Genomic DNA, 25,652 nt, shown 5'->3' with positions numbered 1-25,652 from the left:
ACGCGGGGGGAGATTTGTCTTTTTATTTTTTGCTTTTCGCGCGTGAAACAGAAAAAATGCCAAAAAAAGATGCTTTCCTATTTTTTGAGGAAAATATTTATGTTTTTGATCGGTAAATTAAATTGTTGCTTATGAACCTATAAACCGCATGAAATCAACGTTTGTGTCGTTTGATTTAGATTGTCGAAACTCGAATATAAACGTCAAATAGTAATTTTCATTTTAAAGAAATAATAAAACAAGTGATGAAATGGGGATGAAAGTATGATTTCAAATGAAGACAAAAAACAAACAGCTTATGAAATGTATAAAAGCGGAAAATACTCATTTAAAGAAATCGCAGCAGAATTAGAAGTCAAAGAGAGTACGCTAAACAATTGGCGTCACCGTTACAAGTGGGTAGAACTATCGGCAAATGTAGAACGTCAAAAGCTTTATGATCTACTGATGTCTAAATTGAAAGATAAAGGTCTAGAAAATGAAATGCAATTCGTAGACATGGTGAATACGTACATGAAATTTTTCGATATCAAAAACAAATTGATTGCTGATATTGAAGAACGCGGCGTATCTGTAATGAGTGTAACGGGATCAGTTAAAAAGAATGATTCTATTACGGAATTAATAAAAGTTATTACGTCAATGTCAAAGTTACTGGAGTTTTTAGGTATAGACATTGAAGAGACCGAGGAAGATGAAGAACTTTATATATAAAAAATAATATAACAGGAGGTCATGAAAACATGGCACATTTAGAAAATAGTTTAAAATTGAAAGAATTATTTTATCAACGAATCAAAACAGAAGAAAGAAGCCTTCCAACCCTGGAAAAACTTAAATTAGCTCGCGAATGCCAAAGAAACGTTGCATCACGCGATGAATATAACCATATTACAAAGATCGTTGAAGGACTAGAAAAAGAGTATGAAGCCGAAAGGAAATTCGGTTACACTCCAACTGTTATTTTTAGCAAAGAAGACAAAGACCAGGCCGCGAAAGTTATCAAGAAAGATATCGCAGCAATGGACAAGCAGTATATCGAGTTATGCAAACGAAAAGATGACTTAGAAACGTCTATTGCTGATGAAGTTGCCGCTATTAATTTAGAACTAAATGAAATGCATGAAGCTCACGGAAAGTTAATGCATTGTAACGTGCTTTACGGAAGTTACTACCGCGAACTATATGAAATGGTTACATCTACAAAATCGGAGGTATTACGATAATGATTACACTATATGAAAAGATTCTATCGGCACAAGAAAGAAAACATGCTTATCATACTTATGATATTGAACTAACGCCGCTAACAGATGCAGGGAAAGTATTATTCGGTCGTATGGACTTATTAAAGGGAGAAAAGGACGGACAAGTTGAAAACTGGTTAAAGAATGCTTTATCACGTAACAAAAGCAACTTCAAACCTAATGACAAATATACTTTTTACTATGATGATCCGAACGAATCAGAAGATCAGCGAGTGAATGAAGTGTTACGTTATGTAGAAAACAAGATTTATAGAAAATGGGAAACAAGTACAAAATGGGGTAATTTAAAAACGCCGGTACTTGGAGTCGACTATTCAGTGGAAATTGAAAAGAGAGTTGATGTACTGGATGCTCCGAAAAAGAGCAGCAACCAAAAATCGCGTAAAAATCCAGCTATTGAAGTTGAGGGAAAAGAAGTAAACGAAACGTTAGTTATTGAAGGATAACACATGAACCTTGTTATCCGGAGTTCTTTTCCGTTTAAATCCGGAAATAACGAAAATATGAAAAACGGCTTTCCAGTTTGTTATATATGCTATTTTGTGTAACTGTCTAATGTATTTATACCTAAACGACGAATAACATGAAATAAAGAGAGATAAGCGCGTTAGGAAGAAAGTTACTAAGGAAGCAATTGCAGGAGAAATAATAAGAGAGGTAACAGAAGATGAAAACTAAATTAATTCTAGACGTTAATAAAACACAACACGCTCAACTCAATTCCATTGTCACTGGTCGCGTTGGTGATAAAATAAGTAATGTTGTAGATGTTTATGTAATAGACGGTGGAAGTCCATATAATTTAACAGGATCAAAAGTATTTTTTGAATGTGTAAAGCCAGATAATACAGTTGTTCGTGATGATAGTGGCGTAAAAATGATTGATGCCGCAAAAGGACACTTTGAATATACATTCCCCACTGAAACGTTTGGAGCAATCGGTAAGGCAAAACAAGCGTTTATGTCGATTGAAAAAGATACAACAATAAGAGCAACAACACAAGATTTTGTATTAATCACATTACCGGACGCGACGACAAATCGCATTCCATCTGAATCTTATTTTTCTGATTTAGAAAAATTAATTCAAGAATTAAATGAAATGGCATTAGAAGAAATAAATAGCAAAGCTGCTGCAGAAGCATCAGCAGCGAAAGATTTCGCAAATCAAGCTAATGAATTATCTATTAGTATACAAAAGCAATTTAATGAAGTCGTAATTAAAGGTGATTCTTCTGTTGAAGCAGCTCAAGCAAGGGTAGATGAAGACAGAAGAAAATTCGATACATTGAAAGATCGTTTAGATTATAAAGACCGTGAACTAAATAAAATAAGTGCTACAAACGCACAGTTCCGATTAACTTTATTAAGTGCTTACGATGACATTGATGCTTACCATCCGAAAGTCATTAATTTCGGTTCAAGGTGGAATGGTTATTATTATTGGATGGCATTTACGCCATATCCTGGAGGAAACCAAGCGAAAGAGAATCCTCATGTGCTCGCATCAAATGATATGATTACTTGGGTGGAGCCGGCAGGGTATAAAAATCCATTAGAACCACAACAACCAGGAACGCCAGATAAACAGTATCAGAGTGATACTCATATCGTCTACAACCCTAACTTAAATAGAATAGAAGTGTATTGGAGATATGTAGACGATTCACTTGGAACCGTTACTATTTATAGAAAAACCTCTACTAATGGCGTAAACTGGTCGCAAAAAGAAATAGCGTTGCAAGATGACAGGAATAGACAAGACTATTTAAGTCCAGCTATTATTTTTGAAGATAATAAGTACAAAATGTGGGCTGTAGGTAACGGATATAAAGTGATTTACGCAGAAAGTGCTTTAGGAACAAATTGGGGAACATTTAGAGAAATCAACATACCATTTGAAAGTCCAATGAATCCATGGCATTTAGATGTTATTCATACAGATCAAGGGTATGAAATGGCTGTTGTTGCTTTTAAAGATGGACAAGATAGAAATACTATGAGTTTGTTCCATTCGAAATCAAATGACAATGTGAATTACTCTACTGCTAAAGAAATTTTGAGTCCATCAAATCAAGAATTTACGTGGGACAACCGTGGCATATATCGATCTAGTATCACAAAAATAGATGGAATTTATTATATCTATTATTCAGGAGTTAATAAGAAATGGGAGCGCGGAACTGGACTTACTTTCGGTGAACATGTGGAGCATCTAAAAGGGCTAGATAGACACGATTTATATATTCAATCAAACGTAAAAGCAGTAAATATGGTTTACGAAGCATTCTTACGAAATTACGGGCTCCAAATTTCTGCGCCACAATCAAATGGATCCTTGTGGAAAGCTTGTTTGAAATTCAGTACCGCTGATGAAGTTAAACTCGTTAATGATTTTTCTGCAAATGTACTAATTAATTTAGCTGTTGAAGCGATTCGAACAAACAATGGATTAAAATTCATTGGCAAATCAGCCTATTATAATTCAAATGAATTTAAATTATATGAACCTGGAAAAGCAAGTATGGTTGGAGTTGGAGAAGCTGATTTCTTTAGGCCTAAATTAGTAGGTAACCCAGTAAAACCAGGAGGAATGGAAGTGTCAGCAGTTATATTTGAGGATGCTGGCCGATGGGCAGGAGTTGAACGTGAAGGTGCTATTCGATATGATGCGGTCCAAAAAAAACATCTTGGATTTGATGGAACAAAATGGAACCCTCTATATTAGTAGATAAATCACCGAAATAATGATGGAGAAAAATATGAATATTTAATAGAATAGATAATGGTAATAATTAACTAAAAAAGGAAGTGTATATATGGGGAAATTAGAAGGTGCTATCCCAAGTCCGTTGCCAGCTATACCAGATAATTTAAAAAATAAAATAGCAGTTAGGGCAACTTATAAATTAACAGAAAAAGAAGCATTCTTATTTCATGAAGCACTGAGAAGTGTTGATTTGCAATTAACAGCAGAAGGAGCTGATTATAGTAAATTACCAATGGTTTTTGCTCTATTTACTAGAGATGGAAAGTTCACAATCCTTCCGGATGGTGATGAAGTAGGGACTAGAATAAATTTCATTATTTATGGCGTCTCAGTATGGAGAGAATTAAAATGTACAGACATAAAGCTTAGGACTGTGTTTTTAGAAGAGCTATGTCATCATTTCTGGAATATTGAAGATGAAGAAATAGTAAAGTATAAAGTTGTCGAATTATATAATCGGTATTACTCAACAGAACTGACGATCAATGATTTATATAGGAGTGATTGGAAGAAGGGGTATCCTGATCTTTATCCTGAAAATGCCTAATAGTAACTCTTTTTTCAAAGTATAAATTTTAAACTGAGAGGGACGAATGTCTCTCTTTTTATTTTCTCTACATATGGAAAGTAGTAGTAGTTTTTGGCATATAAAACTCTATAATTCAAAGTTACAGTTAAAGGCATAACTTGAAAATGCATTTAAGATATCATATGTTCAGCAGTTCAACAAGTTGTAACAAGGGCAACTGATGCATGGTTGCTCTTTTTAATAGTTTATTATAGGAATATACGTTCTATTCGTGCTATAATTATCTTGGATTATAATTCCAATACTAATTATAGGAAGGATTGTGAAAAGAGTGGATAAATTAGATCAATTTATTGAGAAGGCCAAGTCATATGTAGTCACGGATTTAGAGGAAAAATTATTACTCGAAGGATATAAAAAGGTCATACTTCCATCTATGCAAAAAATTAAAGATGGTTTAAAGCAAGTAGAAGGTTATGATTATGATATATCTGTAGGTGAAAACATTTCAACTTTAAGAATACATGACAAGGAATTTGTGATTAGAGTTGATTCGATTAAAAATCATATTGAAGTTTATATTAGAGTTGATAACAACATTAATAAAATTGATAAAATCATTTTAAGAGAAGAAAGCTTGTTTAGTTCAAAACGTGAAGAAATATTCACTAAAGATATATTAGTAGAATATTTAAATGAAGCTTTTGAGGGAATTATAGGTTAATAAGTAACTTGAAGCATTCCTGATGGAGTGCTTTTTATTATGTACAAATTACATAGGTGGTATAGATTAAATAAAAATGATTTTTGTTTTTAAAGGTATTGATGTAAATCAAAGCGAACTTATCCAAATTCAAAAAAGCTTACTGAGTATGCGATTCAGTAAACTTTTTTATTGGGAAAGAGTATCAGAAAAATATGGTACTTACATGTTGGTGGATTTTCTGTTTTTTCAGAGTTCTTCTTCGTCATTGAATATAACCAGCTGGTTTTTATGATACAATGATGCACGAATGTTGAAGTATTTATTTATAGCTTTTCCATTTTTAACTTTTTGCTCACCGACACTCGTTGTACATAATGCACATACCACAATATGTTGACCAGGTTCAAATGTGTCAGAAGGGATATCGTTTTCACTAATAAAGATAGCAGCTGCAGGAATTTGTTCAATGTTTTTATCTTTTTTGCCAAACCGCAGATTTACAGCGTAACGATCTCCTTGCTCAAACGGGCTGACATTGTTTACAATCCCTTCGATACAAATAGGGTGTCTTTTTGGTCCGAGAGATTTCAAATGGTTATAAGCATCTAGATATTTTTCTTGATCATAATAAAAATTTGACCATTTGATTTTCTTTCCACACATTTGAATTTCTATAATAGATTCTAATTCATTCGAATCGTCATCTTCTACGACTTTGCGTAGTTCAAGAATCTTTTTCATTGTTGCTAAATAGGAACTTAATTTTCCTTTGGAAACATACTTCCTATCTTTTTTTGGAGCTGCAGTTCCATCGTTATTGGCAGAACTATTATTTTGCTTACCTAAATCTCTTAATGGTTCGTGAATCATTGTTAATCGGAAAGTGAATTTATTTTTCCTTATACTTTCTAAAATTTTATCATCGGAGTCCTTAGCTATTTCAGTAACTTGTCCTACCGTATTATATTTACACGCCTCTTTATGTTCTACCCTTGGTTTTCTTGTGAAGTGAGTTGGAACCGGACTTTCAACTCTTTTATAACTATTTTTATGAGCCACCCCTATCCTGCAAATATGACATTCTAATCCAACTTTTAATTCTTGATGATCTTCTACATATCTGGCTGTTACATTTTCGTGTTTGATTGTTGAGTATGCTTTTTTCATTTTTACTGCCATTTTCTCTCCTCCTAATAAAGAAGATTTACCATCATCATATATTTTGATCAAAAACATTATCTACGTTAGGCGTTTGGATGATCAAATTGTCAGTTTAAATATTTCTTGATCCAATGGAACTTGAGTTGTTTTAAAAGTTTTTTCATCATAAGGAAGATAGAAACGATAAGTGTCTCCATACATATAAAGCCAGAATTTTAATTGTGTACCGCCACCAGATAATCCATGTTTGATTTCCTTGATGTTTTTAAATGTATGATGATGCACGTTACCTTTTAAATCTTCTACTACTAAAAATAAACTGTTTTGATTTAATCTAAAATAACGTAAAAAATGCTTTGATTCATAGCATGTTGACGTTTGGAAATTTGAATCGATATCAATTTCTTTATTTAATGATAAGTAGAGCGTTTTATATAAGTTTTGTAATTCATATTGTAGTTCTTTTTTTGAAGTTTCAGTGTGGATTGGCTTTAATGTAATGCAGTATTCCTCATCATCTAAAGTGTAAAGAAAATCAGGAACTAATCTTCTGGTGTCAATGGCTTTGTATTTAATGTTGTGCTCATCAAAAATGTAGGTTGAAGGTAGTATTTTTATTTTTTCCTCTAAATCTAACAAGTGTAATTCACCCATTCCATCCAGAAAACCTTTTCTTAGATGATCTAAATTAGTATATTTTTGTAAGCGGAGATGATAATTTTCTTCTTTTTTATCGATATTAGAAGCGTGAATTTCAACTTTATACGCTTGGTCTATATTGAATTGTGCTGATAACTCATTTATGTTTCGACAATAAATATTAGCAGCATCGATGTGAGAACGAGTGATATTTTCTTTAATTTCTTTTGATTTTGCACCTTCTGGATTTATTAAATCAATAAAGTTTTTTAATGTATCAATTAAAGTATTGGTCAATGGATAATACCTCCTTAATATTTGTTTTAAGAATATTTTACCATATTTAAAGAACAAGATGCCTTATATAAAATACAATATTTTACATATTATGCCGTAAAATATTTAATAATTGAAGATAATATCTTAAGTTAGGATGTTATTTTAAGAAATGGATGGAGAATTTACTTAGCTATGAGTAGGTTCTTTTTTTTATTTAATTTAAAAAGGTATTGGTATAGTCAAAATGGAACTTGTTCATATTCCAACTGAAAGGGTGATTCAATGATAATCAGAGAAGGTATCGAAGTAACTAAAATAACTTTAGATGGGTACGAGTTACCAATTCCAGAAGGGTATTCTGAGTTTCTACTTCGTGCTGGATATTGGGGAGTTGGTGAGAAAGTAGAAAAAATAAATCGTGATGAAATCCTAGCGGATTATGACAGAAAGGTTGTTCTGGAAGATGGTAAGTTGTGTACGATACTCACTTACAAAGGGAATAAAAAGAAAAGAGGTAAAAAATCATGAATGAAAAGGTGGGCTTGTTCTTATGGAAAGAAAAGAATGAACTGTTTTGGATAATTCACCAAATAAAAAAAGTGAACGAGTATGAAAAATATTCGTTCACTTTTATTTTACTCTTTATAAATGTAGTTCATAATCTCCTTCGATACGGTTTGGTTTTCCAAACATTTCTTCGTATAGACTAACATGTTTTGAAAATCCATTTTTTAATGCAAAGTGGTAGCCTTCTTTAGTTACGACTTGCTGTAATACTAATCGTTCGAAGCCTTTTTCTTTAGCGAATGTCTTAAACCATTCAATAACAATACTCCCCTTACCTTGATTGCTTGGGGTAATACTTATAGCGGTGATCGCCAAGTATGAATTGGTGGAAAACTCACTTCTAAGGTTAATGGTGACCTTATGTTCTTTAGAAGAAATATTTAAAGCATACTTAGAAACCCCTTTTATGAACATTATTTCATCTTGTACTAATTCGTCTAATAACATTTTTAATTTTTGAAAGTCTTGTACATGAAGAGGGATCTTGTTGAATTTTTCTTTCAAAACAAGTAACTCCTTTTACTTTTATAAGAATAAATATCATTATATCTGAAAAACGCAAGGATTGCGTGGAGAAATTAGCATTTGCTCAGGATTATTAAAAAAAGTTTTCCCCTTAGGTAGATAAAGGAACAATGAAAAATTTTGAAGGAAAGAAGAGCTAATAAATATTAACTACAAATAAGATAAATGTACTATAGATCTACAGAGTTTTTTATTGTTTTTTTACACTTATCCATTTCTATACACACGCCAGCCTTTTATATTTTGGGTCCCAAACTAGCCCCACTTAGCCCCAGTAGTATTCTTATTTATGCTCTATCTTGCAATGTAAATGATAAATAAAAAAGCCCAAAACCCTGAATTAACAAGGGTTCTAAGGCATTTAATACTACTCTTTGCAGAGTTCCGATTCTATTAAAAACAGAATTCATCCATTAAATAAACTATATACTAGTGGGTTAAATTGTTAATCATGAGCGGTGAAATGTCATTGCTCAAATTAGTAATAAACTATTTATTTTTATTACAGTTACATCCTTTTTTCTTTACATAGCCTTGCTCTGCTAAATCTCTTTGTGACTGGGAATCGGAAGATTGAGAGTTCGAAGATTGAGAGGATGCTGAAGAGCTACTATTTTTATTATTAGAGTAGTTTTTTCGATAGTTATAATTACTCATAGTACTATCACCTCCAATTAAATATATAAATATTATATGTATGTACTCTATTAATTGTTACGATAAAAAATCTCCTCGATATTTTCCGAGGAGATAAATGGTGGTTCTATTAAAATGATACTAATTAATACCCCCAGTATAGAGGGAAGTAATAAGAATCTTGGTAATATAGATTTTGTTGTTGAGTAGGGGGCTGAGTTGACTGATTTATCATGTCGCGGTTTTGATTACAGTTTCCGGGAGGACCAATTACCGTAGTGGATTGAATTGGGGATACTGCTTGTTTCCATTGTTGTTCATTGAGGCAATAAGTATGAGCCATCATATTAGCGGGAGTTAATCTTAAAATATCAGAACCAAAAATAACTTCTGGGGTTGGGGCGTCGAATATAGCTAATAAATGAGTATTATCTGCTGAAGCAATTTCATAATGCCACCACGCTTGTGGAATGTTGGCAACTTGCCCTGGTTTTATCGGTAAGTTTAATATTTGATTCGTAAATGGATTAAGTAAAGAAACGACAGCAGATCCTGAAATACAGTAAACAAGTTCAGCTGCATTTTGATGAATATGTGGTTCTACAACGTTGCCTGTACTTAAATAAATATCTAATAAAGAAGTACTTTCTAAAGTGTTTAATTGTTTTATGCCAAGTACATTTATATAATTTTGGGCATCTTTCTTAAAAAAATTACTTTTACTTAAATCATGAGTGAAATTAGTTGAGGGGGAAGTGTAGTCGATATTAGAAGTCAATTGTATTACCCGCCTTTCCTATGTTTTAATGCAATCTGAAATTAGGGTATGAGTCTAGTTATTGAAATGTGAAAGTGAGGATGGTTTTAGTTCGTTAAATAATAAAGTTGCAAGTACATATGCAGTATGATTGAATTTCGATGAAATAGTATAAAATAAGTTTGGTTGCGAGAAAAAGCTCCTTTAATTACAATTAATGTAATTAAAGGAGCTTTTTTATTAGTTAATAAAAAGGGAGTGTGGGAAATGAATAATCTAATTATAAAAGAGTTAGAAGTTGAATTGAAAAATCACTTTAAACCATTTTTGAATGCACCTGCAACAATAGAAGAAATTCAATATGTCGAAAGCGAAATGGGAATTTCGTTTCCAGATGAATTACGTATGCTTTATCTCACGCATAACGGTGAAGTTAAATCGGGACCAGGATTGTTTTTTGGTTTGCCATTTCTCTCTTTAGATGAAGTTTTGAATGAGTGGAGAGTATGGAAAAGAATTGAAGAAGAGGAGTTTTTAAATTTTGATTCATTTTCAATACAAGCAAAATGTATTAAGGAAACATATGTGAATTACAAATGGATACCTATTAGTAAGGATTATGGCGGTAACAATATAGGAATAGATGTTGATCCGGATGAAAAGGGGGAAATGGGACAAGTTATTAATTTTGGACGAGATGAAGAAGTAAAATATGTAATGGCAAATAGAATTTCAGATTTTTTACTATTTATTTTACAAACGCTAAAAGATAAAAATTTCACCATTCACCAAGAGGAAGACTATTTATATTGGAGTTATGGTGCTAACAACAATATACATTTTTTAGACGCATTATTTAATATTGAATTACCTGTTTTACATCCTCAATTTATATTTCAGTCTGAAAATAATGTTAAAGATTGGTACGATAGTTTAGATGGAGAATGGAAAAACATTGTGGGTTCTTCTGAACGTGCGGATAAATTTATTAGAGAGAAGAGACTATATTTAGGTGGAAAGGGATTAGTAGATATTAGTCCATTACATATATGTACGGAAGTAAGGGAACTAATTTTATCTGGAAATGAAATTAAAGATTTAACAGGATTAGAACGAATGAATTCTTTAAAGAAGTTATATTTAGTTAATAATCCGGTGCAAGATTTAACGCCAATCATACATTTACAGCACTTACAAGAAATGAATATAAAGAATACGAGGATAAATAATCTATCGGCACTTGTAGAAATATCATCATTAAAAAAATTAGATTTTTCACAGACTAATATTCAAGATTTTTCGTTACTATCGCAGTTTCAAAAGTTAGAATCGCTTACTGTACATATTTCAAATCGCGAGCAGCTCTATGCAATTTCAAAAGTAGATACTTTAAAGCATTTGTATATTTTAGGTTTAGAGAATGTTAGTGGATTGGATTTACTTGTTTTACAAAATTTAAATGACTTAATAACAATTGAATTTGAAAATAGTACCATTGATAATTTAAATTGCTTTCAACATAATACGTCAATTCAAAATATAAAGTTGAAAGATACAAAGGTAAAGGATGGATCGGCATTAGGTAGAATGAGAGGACTAAAGGAATTAGAATTAGATGGTGCAACAATTGAAAATATTGAAATGGTTTGTTGTTCTAAGTCATCAGAAACATTTACAGGCTCGTTTGAACAATTTCATATGTTAAAAGACTCATTTGATAGAAAAATAGATTTTTCAAAAATAATAGGAGAAATGAGTGAAGAAGAAAGTGAAGTTTGGTACCAGCATTTAAGTGATTAGAAAATAATATTATTATGTAAACAAGATTGTTTGTAGAAGTTGTAACTGTTACTATTTTGAAAATGTTCACCAACACTTTCTGGAATATAAATTAGTTTTAAGCCACTGTTTGACAGTTGATTCTGCAATGGAGTGGTTAGGAGAAATAAATTATGTGTAACTGAATGTCACATCCCTCCTAATTCGTTCGTCTTGTATGTAGAACGATAAGGAGGGATTTTATTATGAAAAATTTTGATGTAGCAATTGTTGGTGGTGGGCTTGCTGGGTTAACAGCATCTATATATTTAGCGAAAGCTGGAAGGAAAGTTATTGTATTGGAAAAATCCAGTCGCTTTGGTGGTCGGGGGATGACTATAAATAAAAATGGCATTTGCATGAATCTTGGTGCACATGCTTTATGCAGAGGAGGAGCAGCATTTTTAACTTTTAATGAGTTAGGTTTGAATCTTCCAGGTGGAATGCCATCTACAAAAGCACATGGAATATGGAAAGGCGATGTATTTACCATTCCAACAGATTTTCGCTCCATTTTATCAACACCGTTACTTTCATGGTCTGCAAAAGTACAATTCTCTCGTCTTATGATTCATTTAGGGAAATTAGATGTAGGAGAAGTTCAAAAAATGAGTTTATCTACATGGGCAGAAAATGAAATAAAAGATCCTATGGTACGAAATATGTTTTATGCGCTATGCCGAACAACAACATATACGTTTGCTCCTACAATACAATTAGCATCATCTGTACTAAAGCAAATACAGCTGTCTATGAAAGAAGGAGTATTTTATGTAGATGGTGGTTGGGAGACGATAATAACAAAATTAAGAGATATAGCGAATAATGTTGGGGTGCAATTTCAGGCTAGTAAGCATGTATTGGAAGTAGAAAATTGTGAAGGTATACAAAAAATTCGTTGTTCGGATGATGAAGTATTTAAAGTTAATGCAGTTATCGTGACGATTCCACCGAAAGAAGCTTGTAAAATAATAAAAGGTGCAGAAGGAACAAGTTTGTATAGATGGAGTGAACAATCGGTACGGGTTACCGTCGCTGCATTAGATATTGGTTTAAGACGCTTAACCAATCCTACACATCAATTTGCATTAGGGTTAGATCAACCTATATTTTTCACGAATCAATCAAGAGCAGCCAAATTAAGTGAAGATGGAGCACTTGTAGTGAGTTTAATTAAGTACCATAATCCTATGCTTGAGATAAATCATTTTCATGATGATCAAGAACAGTTAGAAAATACGATGGAATTGCTACATCCTAATTGGAAAAGAGAAGTTGTTGCAAAGCAATATTTACCGAAAATAACGGTAGTACATGATTTTCCTCATATTGACCGTGGTGAAAAACCGGGCCCTAATATACCTGAAATGCCAGGTGTTTACGTTGCAGGAGATTGGGCTGGGCATGATGAAATATTAGCTGATGCTGCGGTAGCAAGCGGGAAACGTGCAGCGTTACACATTTTAAAGCAATTAGAAAGTGAGGCAGTTCATCATGGAAACGGAGCAATTATATGAAGCGTATCAACCATTATTATTTTCATTAGCATATAGAATCCTTGGGAGTGTTATGGACGCTGAAGATATCGTTCATGACGTATTTATCGCGGTAAATAATATAGAGGATGTTCAATCTATAGAAAATATGAAAGCATATTTGTGTAAAATGGCGACAAATCGCTCAATTGACAAATTACGTTCGGCAGCACATAAACGTAACGTATATGTCGGAATGTGGTTGCCAGAGCCATTTGTGGAAGAGATTGATGATCCATCAGAGTCATTTGTAATGAAAGAATCAATTTCTACGGCATATTTATTACTTTTACAACAATTGTCTGAGGTAGAAAGGGTTGTTTTCATATTAAGAGAGGTTTTCAGTTATGACTACGAGGAAATAGCATCAATTGTTGATAAGGGTAGTGTGAATTGCCGGAAGATCTTTCAACGCGCACGAAAAAGTATTTTAGATAAGCCGAAGCAATCAACATTAAGTACGAAGAAAATGGCTGCCTATGTGGAAAAGTTTGTATCATCATTACAGTGTGGGGATGCAGAAGGCATGTTAGAAGTTTTAAAAACAGATGCGATATTTAAAGCAGATGGTGGTGGTAAAGTTACAACTGCAATTAATCCGATTTATTCTGCAGATAAAATTATACGTTTGTTCTTTGGAATTGCAAAACGATTGCCAGAAAAGTATAGTGTTGATTTCAAAATAGTAAATGGTGCACCAGGCGTTATAGTTACAATAAATAATAAAGTGACGTATGTACTTTCATTCATATTTGAGGATGAGAAAATTTCAAACATTTATATGATGGTTAATCCTGAAAAACTTATGCACTTAAATGTAACAGTATAAAAAAAGACGCATTTCTTTAGAAGTGCGTCTTTTTTTATTTTTCTAACATTTCAAGAGGTACATCTTTTTCGCCGGCTACCTCGAATTTAATTTCCCCGTCTTCTTCATAAATGCGTTTAATAATCGGTATAGTTATCATTAGTTTTTTATGCTGTTTACGTCTTCTAGCAGCATCTAAGTTAATCACGTTCATGTGTAAGCATCCTTTCTTACAGAAATATATAAACAAAAGAAAATGCGTCCGAAAAGGGCGCTTAGTTGAATTAGAAATACCGATTCATTTAAATGGGGTTTAGATTATCTTATAATTGAAAACTGATTGTAAAATAATGTGAATTAAATAATTGCACGTAGAAATTAACTTTACCAAAAAACGAAACAATATGCTATAAAAAAATTTAATTCTTTGTCGTATAACAGGAAAAAGGTGTGCATTTCGCATATAATGAAAAGTAGACGGGCATCATGTACTTTTTCATCATATTGCTTGGAAAGGCGATGGAGAAAATGAATACTCTAGATTCATTATTATTGCAACTTGAACAATATGGAGAAGAGCATGATCGACATAAAGAAAAAAGAGAAGAAAAATTAAGAAATATTTCTCGTGAAATGGGGCAGTTTTTATCAGTATTAGTAAAGGGGTGCAATGCAAAAAAAATTTTAGAAATTGGAACTTCAAATGGCTATTCTACATTGTGGCTAGCAAATGCGGTAGAAGAAACAAATGGAAATGTTATAACTGTAGAACTTTCTTCAGAACGGGTTGGAGAGGCACTTGGAAATTTTGAAAGGGCAAATCTTACACAGAGAATCGATATTCATAATCAAGAGGCTGGGGCATTTTTAGATTCGCAAGTAGATCGTTCATTTGATTTTATTTTCCTAGATTCAGAGCGCACGCAATACATGTGGTGGTGGGAACATATAAAACGTATTTTAGAGCCAAAAGGTTTTCTTGTAATTGATAATGCAACTTCTCATGCGGGGGAATTAGCTGGATTTATAAAGATGATTGAAGAAGACGTCACGTTTGAAACCGTGTTATTAGCTTTTCAAAAGGGAGCATTTGTTGCGCGGAAGAATAATTAGAAGTGGACCTAATATAATTATCACATTGAAAGATAGTATATGTCAAAAGATAGAGCATTGTATGAATTTAAGAAGGTAACTAAATGGAATTTCAAATTAATATTTAGTGATGATAAGTAAGGTAAGCTGTGAAGAATCCGTCTTCAGCATGTTGTTCTCTAGGTCTTAAGTCTGAGGAAAATAATGACGAGAACAGGTATACTTATACTATGAAACAGGGAATGACTGCATAAGCAGGTATTTCTTGAAAAATCGATTTCAAGCAAGCAAAAATGTATATGAAATACGATATATTAGATGAAATATAGTGCACATAAATTCGCACATATAAATAAAGGAGCGATTTTGTTGACTGAACTCGAGAAAAAAGAACCTGTATCGATTGTGAAAGATAATAATGTAGAAGTAGTAGTGGATACAGTAATAAAAGATGCAGAACTTGAAGAACTGAATAAAGAAGCAGATCTTTATGTACAAAAGTTAAATAGCGAGCAAAATACAGATTTATCAAAAGTATTGTCGCAGCTTGGAGACTTAGGGGATAAAGAGCAGCAAGCGGCAGGACAAACGCTATCAGCTTTAAAACGTCCTGTGACAGCGATGATGAATGGAAAGAATGAAGAAATTCCAAATACATTGTTAGAATTACGAAAAGTGGTATCAGAACTTGATCCAAACTCATTAAAAGCAACTGGTATGAAGAAACTTATGTTTAAAGTGTTTAAGAAAAATCCGCTTGAAAATTACGTGCATAAATATCAATCTATAGATAAGCAAATCGAGGAGATTATAAGATCACTTCTCATTGGCCGTGATAACTTGCAAGAGGATACGGTTGGACTTGAAATGTTAAAAGAGCAATCACACGATAAAATTCACGCTCTTGATAAACAAGTATACTTAGGAAGAAAACTTGCTGGTATGCTTGAAGCTGAGAAACAAAATCCAGAACGTCAAAGGGATATTCCGTTAATAAATGATGCATTAGAAAAGATACTTGTGCGTACTCGTAATATGCAACAAGCAAAAAGTGTATTATTACAATCTATCGCATCTGTAGACATCATTAAGAAAAATAATGAAAAGCTATCAGAGGCAATTCGTAATGCAATTACGATGACGCAAAACGTTGTAACGGTTTCCGCTGCAATACAGCTTGCATTAACAAATCAACGTAAAACAATTGATGCTGTTAATGCAACAAATGAAGCGATTGAATCAATGGTATTAAGCAATTCACAAGCATTAAAACAAAATACGGAAGAAACAACAAAACTCCTTGAAAATCCTGCAATTAGCATGGATAAATTACGTGAATCATTCCAAAATGTATTTGCCGCTATTGAAGCATCTGAGAAATCGTCAGAACGTATTATTGAGTCTAGTAAGAAATTTGTAATTGAACTAGATACATTTAATGATGAGATGAAGCAGAAACTCATTCAGCGTCCAAGGAAATAACAGACTTTTAGAGGAGGTGAAAAAATGAGTTTCATTCAAGGAGTATTATTACTATTAGGATCATTACTTTTAATCGCATTTACTGTCGTTGTTTTAGTTGTATACTTCGGACGTAAACTTTATTTTTCATGGACGAAACCATATAAGAGAGCACAAGATTCCATTGAGAAATTATCAAACAAATCGACACCGTTTTTACAAGAGTTTACGCAACATCCACTCTTTTATCGCTGGATTCGTACGGAAGGAAAGAAAGAACAACATACATTGAATACTCTTTTCTGTACATCAGGTCAACGTACGAGAGAACAAGTATTTTCAATGTTACCGAAAGAAAAACAAAAAAAAGTGCATGTAATGGCAAAAACAACGAAAAAGCTTACAAATGAAGATATCGATGTGGCCGCGATGAAAGTGAAAGGTTTCTTAAGACAAGAAACGCAGCAAACTGTAAAACCGACAGACTTATCGTTTTATAAATTGTATTTCTATGATCGATATCCAGATGCATTAAATACAATTCAAGCATATAAACGCTCGATTAATCCTTCACTACAAAGAACGGTTGATGACATTACAATTTCAGTATTAAATGCATTGCCGTACTATCAAGAGCAGCGTATGTTTGAACAACAACATAAACTTGAAACGTTTTTAATGAAAGATTTAACTGCGATGTTATCTTTAGTGGTGCAATTACCTCCATCACAACGACCAGAAAAAGAAGAAGAGTTAAAAGTCTACTTGCAAAATTTCCAAAAAGAAATGGAAGTAGTAGAGCGTGATATTCGCGACTCCATTGATCATGATTTGAATGTGAAGATGAGAGCAGCGACTGAGAAGTTTAAGAATAAATAAAAAAGGCGCCTTAAAAGCTAAGTATTTCTCAGCTTTAAGGCGTTTTTTTTTGAGATTTTATTTTGCCTTAACGGTAGTAAAACTAGAAGGAATGCTTTCATTATGCAATCGATCAACTGCAGTTACCACATACGTATACGTTTCTCCAGAAATAGCCGTTTTATCTACGTAAATTTCTCCAAGTTTTGTTTTTCTTACAGTAGTAAGTAAATGTTTTGGGTTTTGTATATCCACTTCATTTTTTCCATTCACACGGTAAATGGCGTAATAAGAAGAGTCATTATCTCTATTGTCAATTATTCCCACGGCAATACCTTCATCTCTTGGAATGGCACCTTTTAAAGTAGGTTGTTTTGGTGGATCATGATCAAGCCAAGGCATAGGTGGAATTAATGCAGGGTGTTTATATATGTCTTTTGAGAGTCTATCTTTAATTCCAAGTGGATTGTTATTAATATCTTTTAAGCTAAAATGCATACTTCCTTTTATTTCAGGATATTGACGATTTAATGCGATTTGTTTTGGATATTCTTCAGGATCAGACCAAGCAGGGACAGAGTTGTTATTAATTTTATAGGCCGCTTGACCGATGTATAGGTGAATAGGTTTGTTATTTGTTTCTTTTACCCACCAATCTACTAATATATCATATGCAGCAGGTGTGAAACCTATATTCCAATATATTTGAGGTGTAATGTAGTCAATGTACCCTTTTTGTATCCACTCACGTGTGTCAGCATAAAGGTCATCGTAGTTTCTTTGACCTGCGGTTGTATTAGAGCCAGTTGGATCGTCAGCTATATTTCGCCATACGCCAAATGGACTAATGCCAAATTTTACGTATGATTTTTCTTGTTTTATAGCAGTATTTAAACCTTTTACGAGTTCATTTACATTATTGCGACGCCAATCTTCGATAGTTGAAAAATTCTCATTATTATATGATTCAAATGTTTTTTGATCAGGAAATTCTTCGCCAACTACTTTATAAGGGTAAAAATAATCGTCCATATGAATTGCATCAACATCATAATTTTTTACGATTTCTAAAGCGCCTTCCGTTATAAAGTTTTTCACATCTGGAATACCAGGGTTGTAATATAGCTTCCCGCCGTAAGGTACAACCCAATCGGGATGTTGTCTTGCAGGGTGATTATTTGATAATCGATTTATATCAGTGTGATTCATCGTTATTCGGTATGGATTAATCCATGCGTGGAATTCTATATTTCTTTTATGTGCTTCTTCAATCATAAATGCGAGTGGGTCGTATCCAGGGTCTTTTCCTTGTGTACCCGTAATGTATTCAGACCAAGGACCGTAATTTGAAGGATAGAAAGCATCAGCAGTCGGTTTAATTTGTACAACGACTGCATTCATACCAGTGTTTTTTACATCGTCTAATAGTCTTATAAATTCTTGTTTCTGCTTTTCAATAGGTAAGCCAGTTTTTGAAGGCCAATCAATATTGAGAACAGATGCTATCCATACAGCGCGTAATTCATGTTTTTTGTAAGTAGTATTTACTTCAGCATAAGTAGAGTGAGGGGAAATGAAAGAGAAAGGAGTAAACAATATGACGATACAGCACATCATTACTAAACGTTTCATAATCATTTATACGCCTCCCTATTATACGATTATTTAAAATAATATATGATGTTAGGTTGGCTCTGCAATTGAGAAAAATAAATATTGAAACATTAATTTAATAGGAAAAATATTTTTAGTGAAATTTACTTTCAGTATAACTAAATCGTTTCATTTCTTCATATGCTTGTTAGTAAAGTGAAACTTTCTTTCATTTGAAAGAAACAATTTATAAGTATAGGAGGATTCAATAATGAAAGTTTTATTCGTTTGTTCTGGAGGAATGTCCAGCGCAATTGTTGTAAACGCTTTAAAAAAAGAAGCAGAGAAAAAAGGTATGAACATGGAAGTGCATGCTATTGGAACAAGTGAGGTGGAGGAAGAAGTAAAGAATGGTTGGGATGTTGTAATGGTTGCACCTCAAGTTAGACATCGATTTGACGCTGTAAAAAAACTTACAGAACAAGAATCTATTCCGTGCGGTATTATTCCGCCGCAAGCATACACGCCGCTTGGTGGACCGACTTTATTAAAAACTGTAAATGAATTAATTAGTTAGGGGGAAGCGTTATGAATAAGTTTGTCACGTTTCTTGATAAAAACTTATCTGGACCGATGGCAAGGCTTTCTGAACAGAGGCATTTACAAGCAATCCGTGATGGAGTTATTTCGGCGTTACCATTTATTATCGTAGGGAGTTTCTTTTTAATAGTAGCATTTCCACCATTACCGAAAGATAGTTTCATATCAGTTTGGGCATTGAAAAATCAAACAAGTATATTAATACCATATCGTTTAACGATGTTTATTATGTCTTTATATATAGCATTTGGTATAGGATACAATTTAGCGAAAAGTTATAAGTTAGATGCTTTATCAGGGGCACAGTTAGCAGTATGCTCACTACTTTTAACATTGACGCCCGAATTAATCGATAAAAAAGGATTTATGCTTCCGATGACAAATCTCGGGGGGCATGGATTATTCGTAACGATGATCGTATCTATTTTATCAGTAGAGATTTTAAGATTTTGTAAGACGAAAAATGTAATGATTAAAATGCCAGAACAAGTACCGCCGTCTGTTTCACGTTCGTTTGAAGCACTTATACCTGCTGCATTCGTAATTATTTTAATGAGTTTAGTAACTGTTGTTTTTAGTATTGATTTACATCATGTAGTTGATAAATTAGCGGCACCGTTAGTAAAAGCTGGTGATAGTTACTTCGGTGTAATCATTCCAGTATTTTTAATTACATTTTTTTGGTCATTCGGAATCCATGGTGTGTCGGTTGTTGGAACTGTTGCTCGGCCATTATGGGAAGTGTATTTAGGGAAAAATGGTGAAGCAGTTGCTAGTGGAGCAAATCAGTTGCCATTCATTTCACCAGAACCATTATACCAATGGTTTATATGGATTGGTGGTTCTGGTGCGACGTTAGGACTTGTATTAGCTATGATTGTATTTGGTCGATCAAAATATTCGAAGGCATTATCAAGAACTTGTATTGTGCCTGGTATCTTTAATATTAATGAACCTGTTATTTTTGGATTGCCAATTGTACTAAACCCAATTTTAATTATCCCATTTATCATTACACCACTAGTAACAGCAACTATTGCATACTCAGCAACTGCGATGGGGTTTGTTACACCAACACATATAATGCCTCCATGGACATTACCAGCTCCAATTGGCGCGTATTTAGCCACAGGTGGAGATTGGCGTGCAGTAGTATTAGTTTTTATAAATATAGCGATATCATTCCTTATTTACCTACCATTCTTTAAAATGTACGACAAAAACATGCTTGAAATTGAGAAAAATGGTGATGGGGAATCTGTTAATCCGTAAGTTTTATATTTTATTTTTGAGTGATAGGCATTTTGTCTATCACTTCTTTCACATTAAGTCCAGAGAGGGTGAAATAGAATGAATATAAAATTTAGCTATAAAGGTGTATTTTTATTGTTATTTGGAGTGATATGTGCAAATTTACTTTTCGTACCTTTATTAAGAATGCTAAATCTATCACAAATGCATAGTATATGGCTCGTTACAAGCTTTGCGGCAAGTATTTTGCTTACGGTAGTTGTTTCTTTCATTGATGGATCGTTTGCATCGAAAGCACAGTTGTTTTTTAGATTTATATTGTTTTCTGTAGGTTGTACGTTGTTTACTTACATAATTGTTTTTTAGTGAATAGGGGGCATGCATATTATGTATATTGCAGGGATAATGTCCGGTACATCGTTAGACGGAATAGATGTAGCGCTCGTTCATGTAGAAGGAAACGGTGTAGATTCTAAAGTCGAACTCATTCATTTTACTACTGTTCCATTTTGTAAGGATATAAAAAATGAGATACTGCAGGCTTTATCAATTGATACATCTAATGTTCAATTGATATGCAGTTTGAACTTTAAGCTTGGTTTATGTTTTGCCAATGCTGTGGAGGAAGTTTGTAAAAAGGCTGATTTGTCATTGGAACAATTAGATTTAATAGGTTCTCACGGACAAACGATTTATCATCAGCCAAAGCAAGAAGGCAATAGTATTTCTTCGACATTGCAAATTGGAGAACCAGCAGTTATAGCATATGAAACGAACACTACGGTTATCTCTAATTTTCGAACGATGGATATGGCAGCAGGGGGACAAGGTGCACCACTTGTGCCATATTCAGAGGTCATTTTGTATCGTCATCAAACTAAAAATAGATTACTACAAAATATTGGCGGAATCGGTAATGTTACAGTAGTACCAAGTCATCTAAGTGATAAGAGCGTTATTGCTTTTGATACTGGCCCAGGAAATATGGTAATCGATGATGTATGTCAAAGATTATTTCAGTTGCCATATGATCAAAATGGTAGGATTGCAAAACAAGGAGTAGTTGTAGATGAAATTTTGACATATTGTATGAACCATCCATTTTTGAAAATGAATCCACCGAAATCAACTGGTAGAGAACAGTTTGGAGAAGAGTTTGTAAGTGAATTATTGAAGCGGTTTGAAAAGCATGGTAAAGAAAATCTTTTGACGACTGTCACGATGTTTACAGCAAGTTCAATTGTTCATCATTATAAGGAGTTTATTCTGCCGTATTATGAAATCGATGAAGTAATTTTAGGTGGTGGGGGCAGTTATAATCGTACACTTGTTGAAATGATACGAAATGGATTGAAGGAAGAAAAGTGCGCGATATTCATTCAAGAAGATATAGGCTATTCTTCAGAGGCGAAAGAAGCAATTGCCTTTGCGATATTAGCAAACGAAACGCATCATCGTAATCCGAGTAATGTGCCAAGCGCAACAGGTGCAAAGCAATCTGTAGTTTTAGGGAATATAACATTCCCTCCAATAAGATGATGAAAATGAGGCGAACATATGAAGTATATGATTGGAGTAGATGGTGGGGGCACGAAGACAGAAGCAATTGCATTTGATCAAGACGGAAACGAAGTTGTAAGAGGTACGAGTGGGTTTGGAAATATATTAATAGATTATGAAAAAGCAGTTTCGCATATTATGGAGGCGATCGATCAATGCAAGAAAGCTTTAATAGATGGGCACTGCGTTTGTATTTGTTTAGGGTTAGCGGGTATAAGTGGAGCGAATACAAATGAATTAACATTACGATTAATAAAGAAATATGAAACGAAAATTGAAGTTTTTAATGACGCAATGATTGCACATGCAGCTGCTTTAAAAGGTAAGAATGGAATATTAACTATAGGTGGTACAGGTGCAATTTGTATAGGAAAGAAAGACGAAGTGTACGAGTATAGCGGTGGATGGGGACATATTTTAGGGGATGAGGGAAGCGGTTATTGGATTGCGTTACAAGGTTTAAAGAGAATGGCAAATCAATTTGATCAAGGAGTTAGACTTTGTCCATTAAGCTTAAGGATTCAAGACGAGTTTCGACTTTTAACATCATCTCATATAAAAAAACTAGTATATAGTTCTTCAAAAGATAAAGTTGCAGCAATTGCACCATTAATTATAGAGGAAGCGAGGAATGGGAATGATGATGCACATAAAATTATTCTGCAAGCGGCTAAGGAATTAACGATAATTACGGTGAATATTTACAACAAGATGCAGTTTGATTTATCACCTTTAATTGCAGTAAGTGGCAGTATATTGCGTTTCGTTCCTGAGATATATGCTGAATTTAAGAAATGCTGTGAGAAAAGTATGGGAGAAGTTATATTCGTATCACCATCAGAAATGGCAGTGAAAGGAACATATCATTTAATGAAGGGTGTATATTTTATAAAATAGAAGTATGAGAATTTTTGTATGATTTGTAAAAATATGATGTTAAAATATACAAAGGGATGTAAAGCAAGAAAAAGTACAATATACATAGTCATTGAATATTGTATAAGTACTCCCATGTAGAAAGTGAATGATTACATGATTAATAGTATGCAATTTTTGTATTTGGTGGCTTCTTATTTATTTGGAAACATATTGACCGCTTATATAGTAACGAAATGGAAACATAATGTTGATATTCGTGAAGAAGGAAGTGGTAATCCTGGCGCAAGAAATATGGGGCGCGTATATGGAAAAGGGTATTTCGTCGCTACATTTTTAGGTGATGCGATCAAAGGGGCAATCGTGGTTTCTATTGCAAAATACCTTTTCGAAGATTCTACATTTGTAATGTTAGCTTTACTGGCTGTTATACTTGGACATATTTACCCAATTTTATTTAAAGGCAAGGGCGGAAAAGGCATTTCAACATTTATTGGAGGGTTAATTGCATTTGATTATTTGATAGCGCTTACTCTTATTGCTGTTTTCATTATATTTTATTTAATCTTTAAAGGATTTACTAAGCCCGGACTAATTACAATCGCTTGTTTACCAGTTTGCATGATTTTGTATTCTTACTCTATTGTTACGACTATTTTAAGTGCACTTATCATTGTACTTATTTTATATGTAAATCGAGAATGAAATGAACTTTTAATAAGTGGAGTTAATCTCCACTTATAATTTTTATTAAATACATAAAGGAGATACAACATGGGGTTAATTTATAAAGTTGCTGATCAAGCTTGGGAATTTGAAAGTATACATAAATTGAATTATAAAACATTTGTAGAAGAAATTCCGCAACATGAAGAAACGAAAGATCGTGTTCGTATAGATCGTTTCCATGAAGAAAATACATATTTAATTTGTTTAGATGACGATAAGTTAGTAGGTATGGTTGCATTGCGAGGAAAACGACCATTCTCGTTAGATTATAAAATTCCAAATCTAGATTTTTATTTGCAAGAACATGGAGAAAATGTATATGAAATTCGTTTACTTTCAGTAGAACGTGAATATCGAAATGGAAGAGCATTGTTAGGTTTAATTCGCTTTTTACATCGTTATTTGCTTCTAAACGGATATGAATTGGCACTCATTTCTGCTACAACACGTGAACTACCTTTATATGAGCAAATGGGATTCAAATCTTTCCATACGTTAGTTGGTACTGAAGAAGCAGCCTTCCAGCCAATGTATGTTACCCCAGCTATGTTTGAAGAGTCGAGTGTTGGGGGTATTATGACGAAAGAATATACGTTTTTACCTGGTCCAGTGGATATTGAAGAAAATGTTCGAAAGGCATTTTCTACTAAGTCTATTTCGCATCGTTCTAAGTCATTTCAAGTGACAATGGAAAATGTAAAAAAACGTTTACTGCAAATGACAAAAGCAAAACGTGTGCAAATAATGTTAGGAACAGGGACGTTAGCGAATGATGCCATTGCTTTACAGTTGAATTCTTTAAAAGGGAAAGGACTAGTTTTAACAAATGGGGAATTTGGAAATAGGTTAGTGGGACATGCAACACGTGCGCAATTACATTATGATACACATAAAAAAGAAATGGCAGAGCCGTTTCTTTATACAGAATTAGAAAAAATAATGGCAACTGGAAATTATGAATGGCTTTGGTTTGTTCACCATGAAACATCAACTGGAATGTTAAATAATTTAGAAGAACTAAACATTCTTTGTAAAAAATATCAAATGAAACTATGTGTAGATTGTATAAGCTCAATTGGAGCAATACCAATAAATTTGAAGGATGTATATTTTGCAAGTAGTGTTAGCGGAAAAGCGATTAAATCATATACAGGATTATCTTTCGTTTTTCATAACCACATTGTAAAAGTAAACGAGGCAGTACCTGCTTATATGGACATTGGTATGTACGAAGAAAATGAAAGTATCCCATACTCCCATTCATGGAATTTAATTTATGCATTGCAAGAAGCATTAAAAATATTTGAAGATGAAATGGTATTTGAAAAAATAAAAGAGACGTATACATATATTGAACAAGCTATTACTAATATGGGTTTAAATCTTGTTTCACCTAAAGAACATGCCGCGCCAATTATAGTTACCATTCAATTAAATGAAGAGCAGTCTTCTAAGGCGCTAGGTGATGCGTTAGCGTTACAAGGATATATTGTTCATTATGAATCAGCGTATTTACAAAAGAATAACTGGATCCAAATTGCATGCCTGAATCATTACAAAGAACGTGATATGAAAAGGATGTTGAATTGTTTACACAGATGTACATTAAAGAATGGCGTACATATATGAGCAAT

26 protein-coding genes are annotated in these 25,652 nt (G+C 33.2%); 20 read left to right on the top strand and 6 right to left on the bottom strand.

From position 1 onward, the window contains the following. Positions 1 to 264 precede the first annotated feature (264 nt). The 6 genes from JFU20_RS03235 to JFU20_RS03210 all read left to right on the top strand — a co-directional run bounded on the left by JFU20_RS03235 (position 265) and on the right by JFU20_RS03210 (position 5,291). A complete protein-coding gene (locus tag JFU20_RS03235) occupies positions 265 to 714 on the top strand; it encodes a terminase gpP N-terminus-related DNA-binding protein (protein WP_201038338.1) in 450 nt (149 codons plus the stop codon). A 29-nt stretch (positions 715 to 743) separates the two neighbouring features. Then, entirely contained in the window at positions 744 to 1,226 is a 483-nt protein-coding gene (locus JFU20_RS03230) for a DNA repair protein Rad50 (protein WP_201038337.1), read from the top strand. Beyond that, the gene (locus tag JFU20_RS03225) at positions 1,226 to 1,714 is read left to right on the top strand and encodes a hypothetical protein (protein WP_201038336.1); all 489 of its coding nucleotides are present in this window, start codon (positions 1,226 to 1,228) and stop codon (positions 1,712 to 1,714) included. Before JFU20_RS03230 ends, JFU20_RS03225 begins: the two co-directional genes overlap by 1 nt. Positions 1,715 to 1,935: 221 nt before the next feature. Next, complete coding sequence (locus tag JFU20_RS03220) at positions 1,936 to 3,996, top strand: BppU family phage baseplate upper protein (RefSeq protein ID WP_201038335.1); 2,061 nt, start codon at positions 1,936 to 1,938, stop codon at positions 3,994 to 3,996. Between the two features lie 91 nt (positions 3,997 to 4,087). Continuing rightward, positions 4,088 to 4,585 carry a hypothetical protein gene (locus JFU20_RS03215; protein WP_201038334.1) on the top strand — a complete coding sequence of 166 codons (498 nt, stop codon included), beginning with the start codon at positions 4,088 to 4,090 and terminating at the stop codon, positions 4,583 to 4,585. Positions 4,586 to 4,898: 313 nt separating this feature from the next. Beyond that, positions 4,899 to 5,291, top strand: coding sequence for a DUF3942 family protein (locus JFU20_RS03210; RefSeq protein ID WP_201038333.1), 393 nt, complete (start codon positions 4,899 to 4,901; stop codon positions 5,289 to 5,291). A 228-nt stretch (positions 5,292 to 5,519) separates the two neighbouring features. Here JFU20_RS03210 and JFU20_RS03205 read toward each other — a convergent pair whose 3' ends face one another. Both JFU20_RS03205 and JFU20_RS03200 read right to left on the bottom strand, forming a co-directional pair. Then, a complete protein-coding gene (locus tag JFU20_RS03205) occupies positions 5,520 to 6,452 on the bottom strand; it encodes a hypothetical protein (protein WP_201038332.1) in 933 nt (310 codons plus the stop codon). An 81-nt stretch (positions 6,453 to 6,533) separates the two neighbouring features. After that, complete coding sequence (locus tag JFU20_RS03200; RefSeq protein WP_201038331.1) at positions 6,534 to 7,370, bottom strand: hypothetical protein; 837 nt, start codon at positions 7,368 to 7,370, stop codon at positions 6,534 to 6,536. 264 nt (positions 7,371 to 7,634) lie between these two features. Here JFU20_RS03200 and JFU20_RS03195 point away from each other — a divergent pair, with 264 nt between their 5' ends. Further along, positions 7,635 to 7,880, top strand: a complete 246-nt coding sequence (locus JFU20_RS03195) for a hypothetical protein (protein ID WP_078213541.1) — start codon at positions 7,635 to 7,637, stop codon at positions 7,878 to 7,880. A gap of 114 nt (positions 7,881 to 7,994) precedes the next feature. Here the strand turns inward: JFU20_RS03195 and JFU20_RS03190 are convergent, their stop codons facing one another. Then, positions 7,995 to 8,423 (bottom strand): GNAT family N-acetyltransferase, encoded by a 429-nt coding sequence (locus JFU20_RS03190; RefSeq protein WP_201038330.1) that lies wholly within the window; start codon positions 8,421 to 8,423, stop codon positions 7,995 to 7,997. An 802-nt stretch (positions 8,424 to 9,225) separates the two neighbouring features. Beyond that, positions 9,226 to 9,858, bottom strand: a complete 633-nt coding sequence (locus tag JFU20_RS03185) for a cupin domain-containing protein (protein WP_002012911.1) — start codon at positions 9,856 to 9,858, stop codon at positions 9,226 to 9,228. A 246-nt stretch (positions 9,859 to 10,104) separates the two neighbouring features. Here JFU20_RS03185 and JFU20_RS03180 point away from each other — a divergent pair, with 246 nt between their 5' ends. From JFU20_RS03180 to JFU20_RS03170, 3 genes are all read left to right on the top strand, one after another. Next, positions 10,105 to 11,637, top strand: coding sequence for an SMI1/KNR4 family protein (locus tag JFU20_RS03180; protein ID WP_201038329.1), 1,533 nt, complete (start codon positions 10,105 to 10,107; stop codon positions 11,635 to 11,637). Positions 11,638 to 11,861: 224 nt separating this feature from the next. Then, entirely contained in the window at positions 11,862 to 13,172 is a 1,311-nt protein-coding gene (locus tag JFU20_RS03175) for a phytoene desaturase family protein (RefSeq protein ID WP_002012908.1), read from the top strand. Continuing rightward, positions 13,150 to 14,019, top strand: a complete 870-nt coding sequence (locus JFU20_RS03170; RefSeq protein ID WP_002165809.1) for a sigma-70 family RNA polymerase sigma factor — start codon at positions 13,150 to 13,152, stop codon at positions 14,017 to 14,019. Before JFU20_RS03175 ends, JFU20_RS03170 begins: the two co-directional genes overlap by 23 nt. Positions 14,020 to 14,053: 34 nt before the next feature. Here JFU20_RS03170 and JFU20_RS03165 read toward each other — a convergent pair whose 3' ends face one another. Beyond that, positions 14,054 to 14,212: a hypothetical protein gene (locus tag JFU20_RS03165; protein WP_002085567.1), complete on the bottom strand. Its 159-nt coding sequence runs from the start codon at positions 14,210 to 14,212 to the stop codon at positions 14,054 to 14,056. Positions 14,213 to 14,517: 305 nt separating this feature from the next. On the opposite strand from JFU20_RS03165, the gene JFU20_RS03160 reads away from it, so the two are divergent. The 3 genes from JFU20_RS03160 to JFU20_RS03150 all read left to right on the top strand — a co-directional run bounded on the left by JFU20_RS03160 (position 14,518) and on the right by JFU20_RS03150 (position 17,430). Then, positions 14,518 to 15,111 (top strand): O-methyltransferase, encoded by a 594-nt coding sequence (locus JFU20_RS03160; protein WP_002085565.1) that lies wholly within the window; start codon positions 14,518 to 14,520, stop codon positions 15,109 to 15,111. A gap of 348 nt (positions 15,112 to 15,459) precedes the next feature. Continuing rightward, the gene (locus JFU20_RS03155) at positions 15,460 to 16,572 is read left to right on the top strand and encodes a toxic anion resistance protein (protein WP_002119468.1); all 1,113 of its coding nucleotides are present in this window, start codon (positions 15,460 to 15,462) and stop codon (positions 16,570 to 16,572) included. A gap of 24 nt (positions 16,573 to 16,596) precedes the next feature. Next, positions 16,597 to 17,430 carry a DUF3974 domain-containing protein gene (locus JFU20_RS03150; RefSeq protein ID WP_002012901.1) on the top strand — a complete coding sequence of 278 codons (834 nt, stop codon included), beginning with the start codon at positions 16,597 to 16,599 and terminating at the stop codon, positions 17,428 to 17,430. A 57-nt stretch (positions 17,431 to 17,487) separates the two neighbouring features. Here JFU20_RS03150 and JFU20_RS03145 read toward each other — a convergent pair whose 3' ends face one another. After that, positions 17,488 to 19,047: a glycoside hydrolase family 10-like protein gene (locus tag JFU20_RS03145; protein ID WP_002165808.1), complete on the bottom strand. Its 1,560-nt coding sequence runs from the start codon at positions 19,045 to 19,047 to the stop codon at positions 17,488 to 17,490. Positions 19,048 to 19,273: 226 nt separating this feature from the next. Between JFU20_RS03145 and JFU20_RS03140 the strand changes: the two genes are divergently transcribed. The 7 genes from JFU20_RS03140 (at position 19,274) to JFU20_RS03110 (ending at position 25,647) form a co-directional block, all read left to right on the top strand. Then, a complete protein-coding gene (locus JFU20_RS03140) occupies positions 19,274 to 19,579 on the top strand; it encodes a PTS sugar transporter subunit IIB (protein WP_000865888.1) in 306 nt (101 codons plus the stop codon). 11 nt (positions 19,580 to 19,590) lie between these two features. Beyond that, positions 19,591 to 20,874 (top strand): PTS sugar transporter subunit IIC, encoded by a 1,284-nt coding sequence (locus JFU20_RS03135; RefSeq protein ID WP_002012897.1) that lies wholly within the window; start codon positions 19,591 to 19,593, stop codon positions 20,872 to 20,874. 78 nt (positions 20,875 to 20,952) lie between these two features. Further along, positions 20,953 to 21,219: a hypothetical protein gene (locus JFU20_RS03130; protein ID WP_002136308.1), complete on the top strand. Its 267-nt coding sequence runs from the start codon at positions 20,953 to 20,955 to the stop codon at positions 21,217 to 21,219. A gap of 21 nt (positions 21,220 to 21,240) precedes the next feature. Next, the gene (anmK, locus tag JFU20_RS03125) at positions 21,241 to 22,392 is read left to right on the top strand and encodes an anhydro-N-acetylmuramic acid kinase AnmK (protein ID WP_002141765.1); all 1,152 of its coding nucleotides are present in this window, start codon (positions 21,241 to 21,243) and stop codon (positions 22,390 to 22,392) included. Positions 22,393 to 22,410: 18 nt separating this feature from the next. After that, positions 22,411 to 23,310: a BadF/BadG/BcrA/BcrD ATPase family protein gene (locus tag JFU20_RS03120; protein WP_002141766.1), complete on the top strand. Its 900-nt coding sequence runs from the start codon at positions 22,411 to 22,413 to the stop codon at positions 23,308 to 23,310. 135 nt (positions 23,311 to 23,445) lie between these two features. Next, entirely contained in the window at positions 23,446 to 23,994 is a 549-nt protein-coding gene (gene plsY / locus JFU20_RS03115; RefSeq protein ID WP_002085555.1) for a glycerol-3-phosphate 1-O-acyltransferase PlsY, read from the top strand. A gap of 69 nt (positions 23,995 to 24,063) precedes the next feature. Continuing rightward, positions 24,064 to 25,647 (top strand): aminotransferase class V-fold PLP-dependent enzyme, encoded by a 1,584-nt coding sequence (locus tag JFU20_RS03110; RefSeq protein WP_002012890.1) that lies wholly within the window; start codon positions 24,064 to 24,066, stop codon positions 25,645 to 25,647. Positions 25,648 to 25,652: the final 5 nt, after the last annotated feature.

This window comes from Bacillus sp. TH30 (assembly GCF_016650875.1).
GTDB classification, from domain to species: domain Bacteria; phylum Bacillota; class Bacilli; order Bacillales; family Bacillaceae_G; genus Bacillus_A; species Bacillus_A mycoides.
The sequence above is the reverse complement of the archived record's forward strand: the minus strand, read 5'-3'. Positions and strand labels throughout refer to the sequence as shown.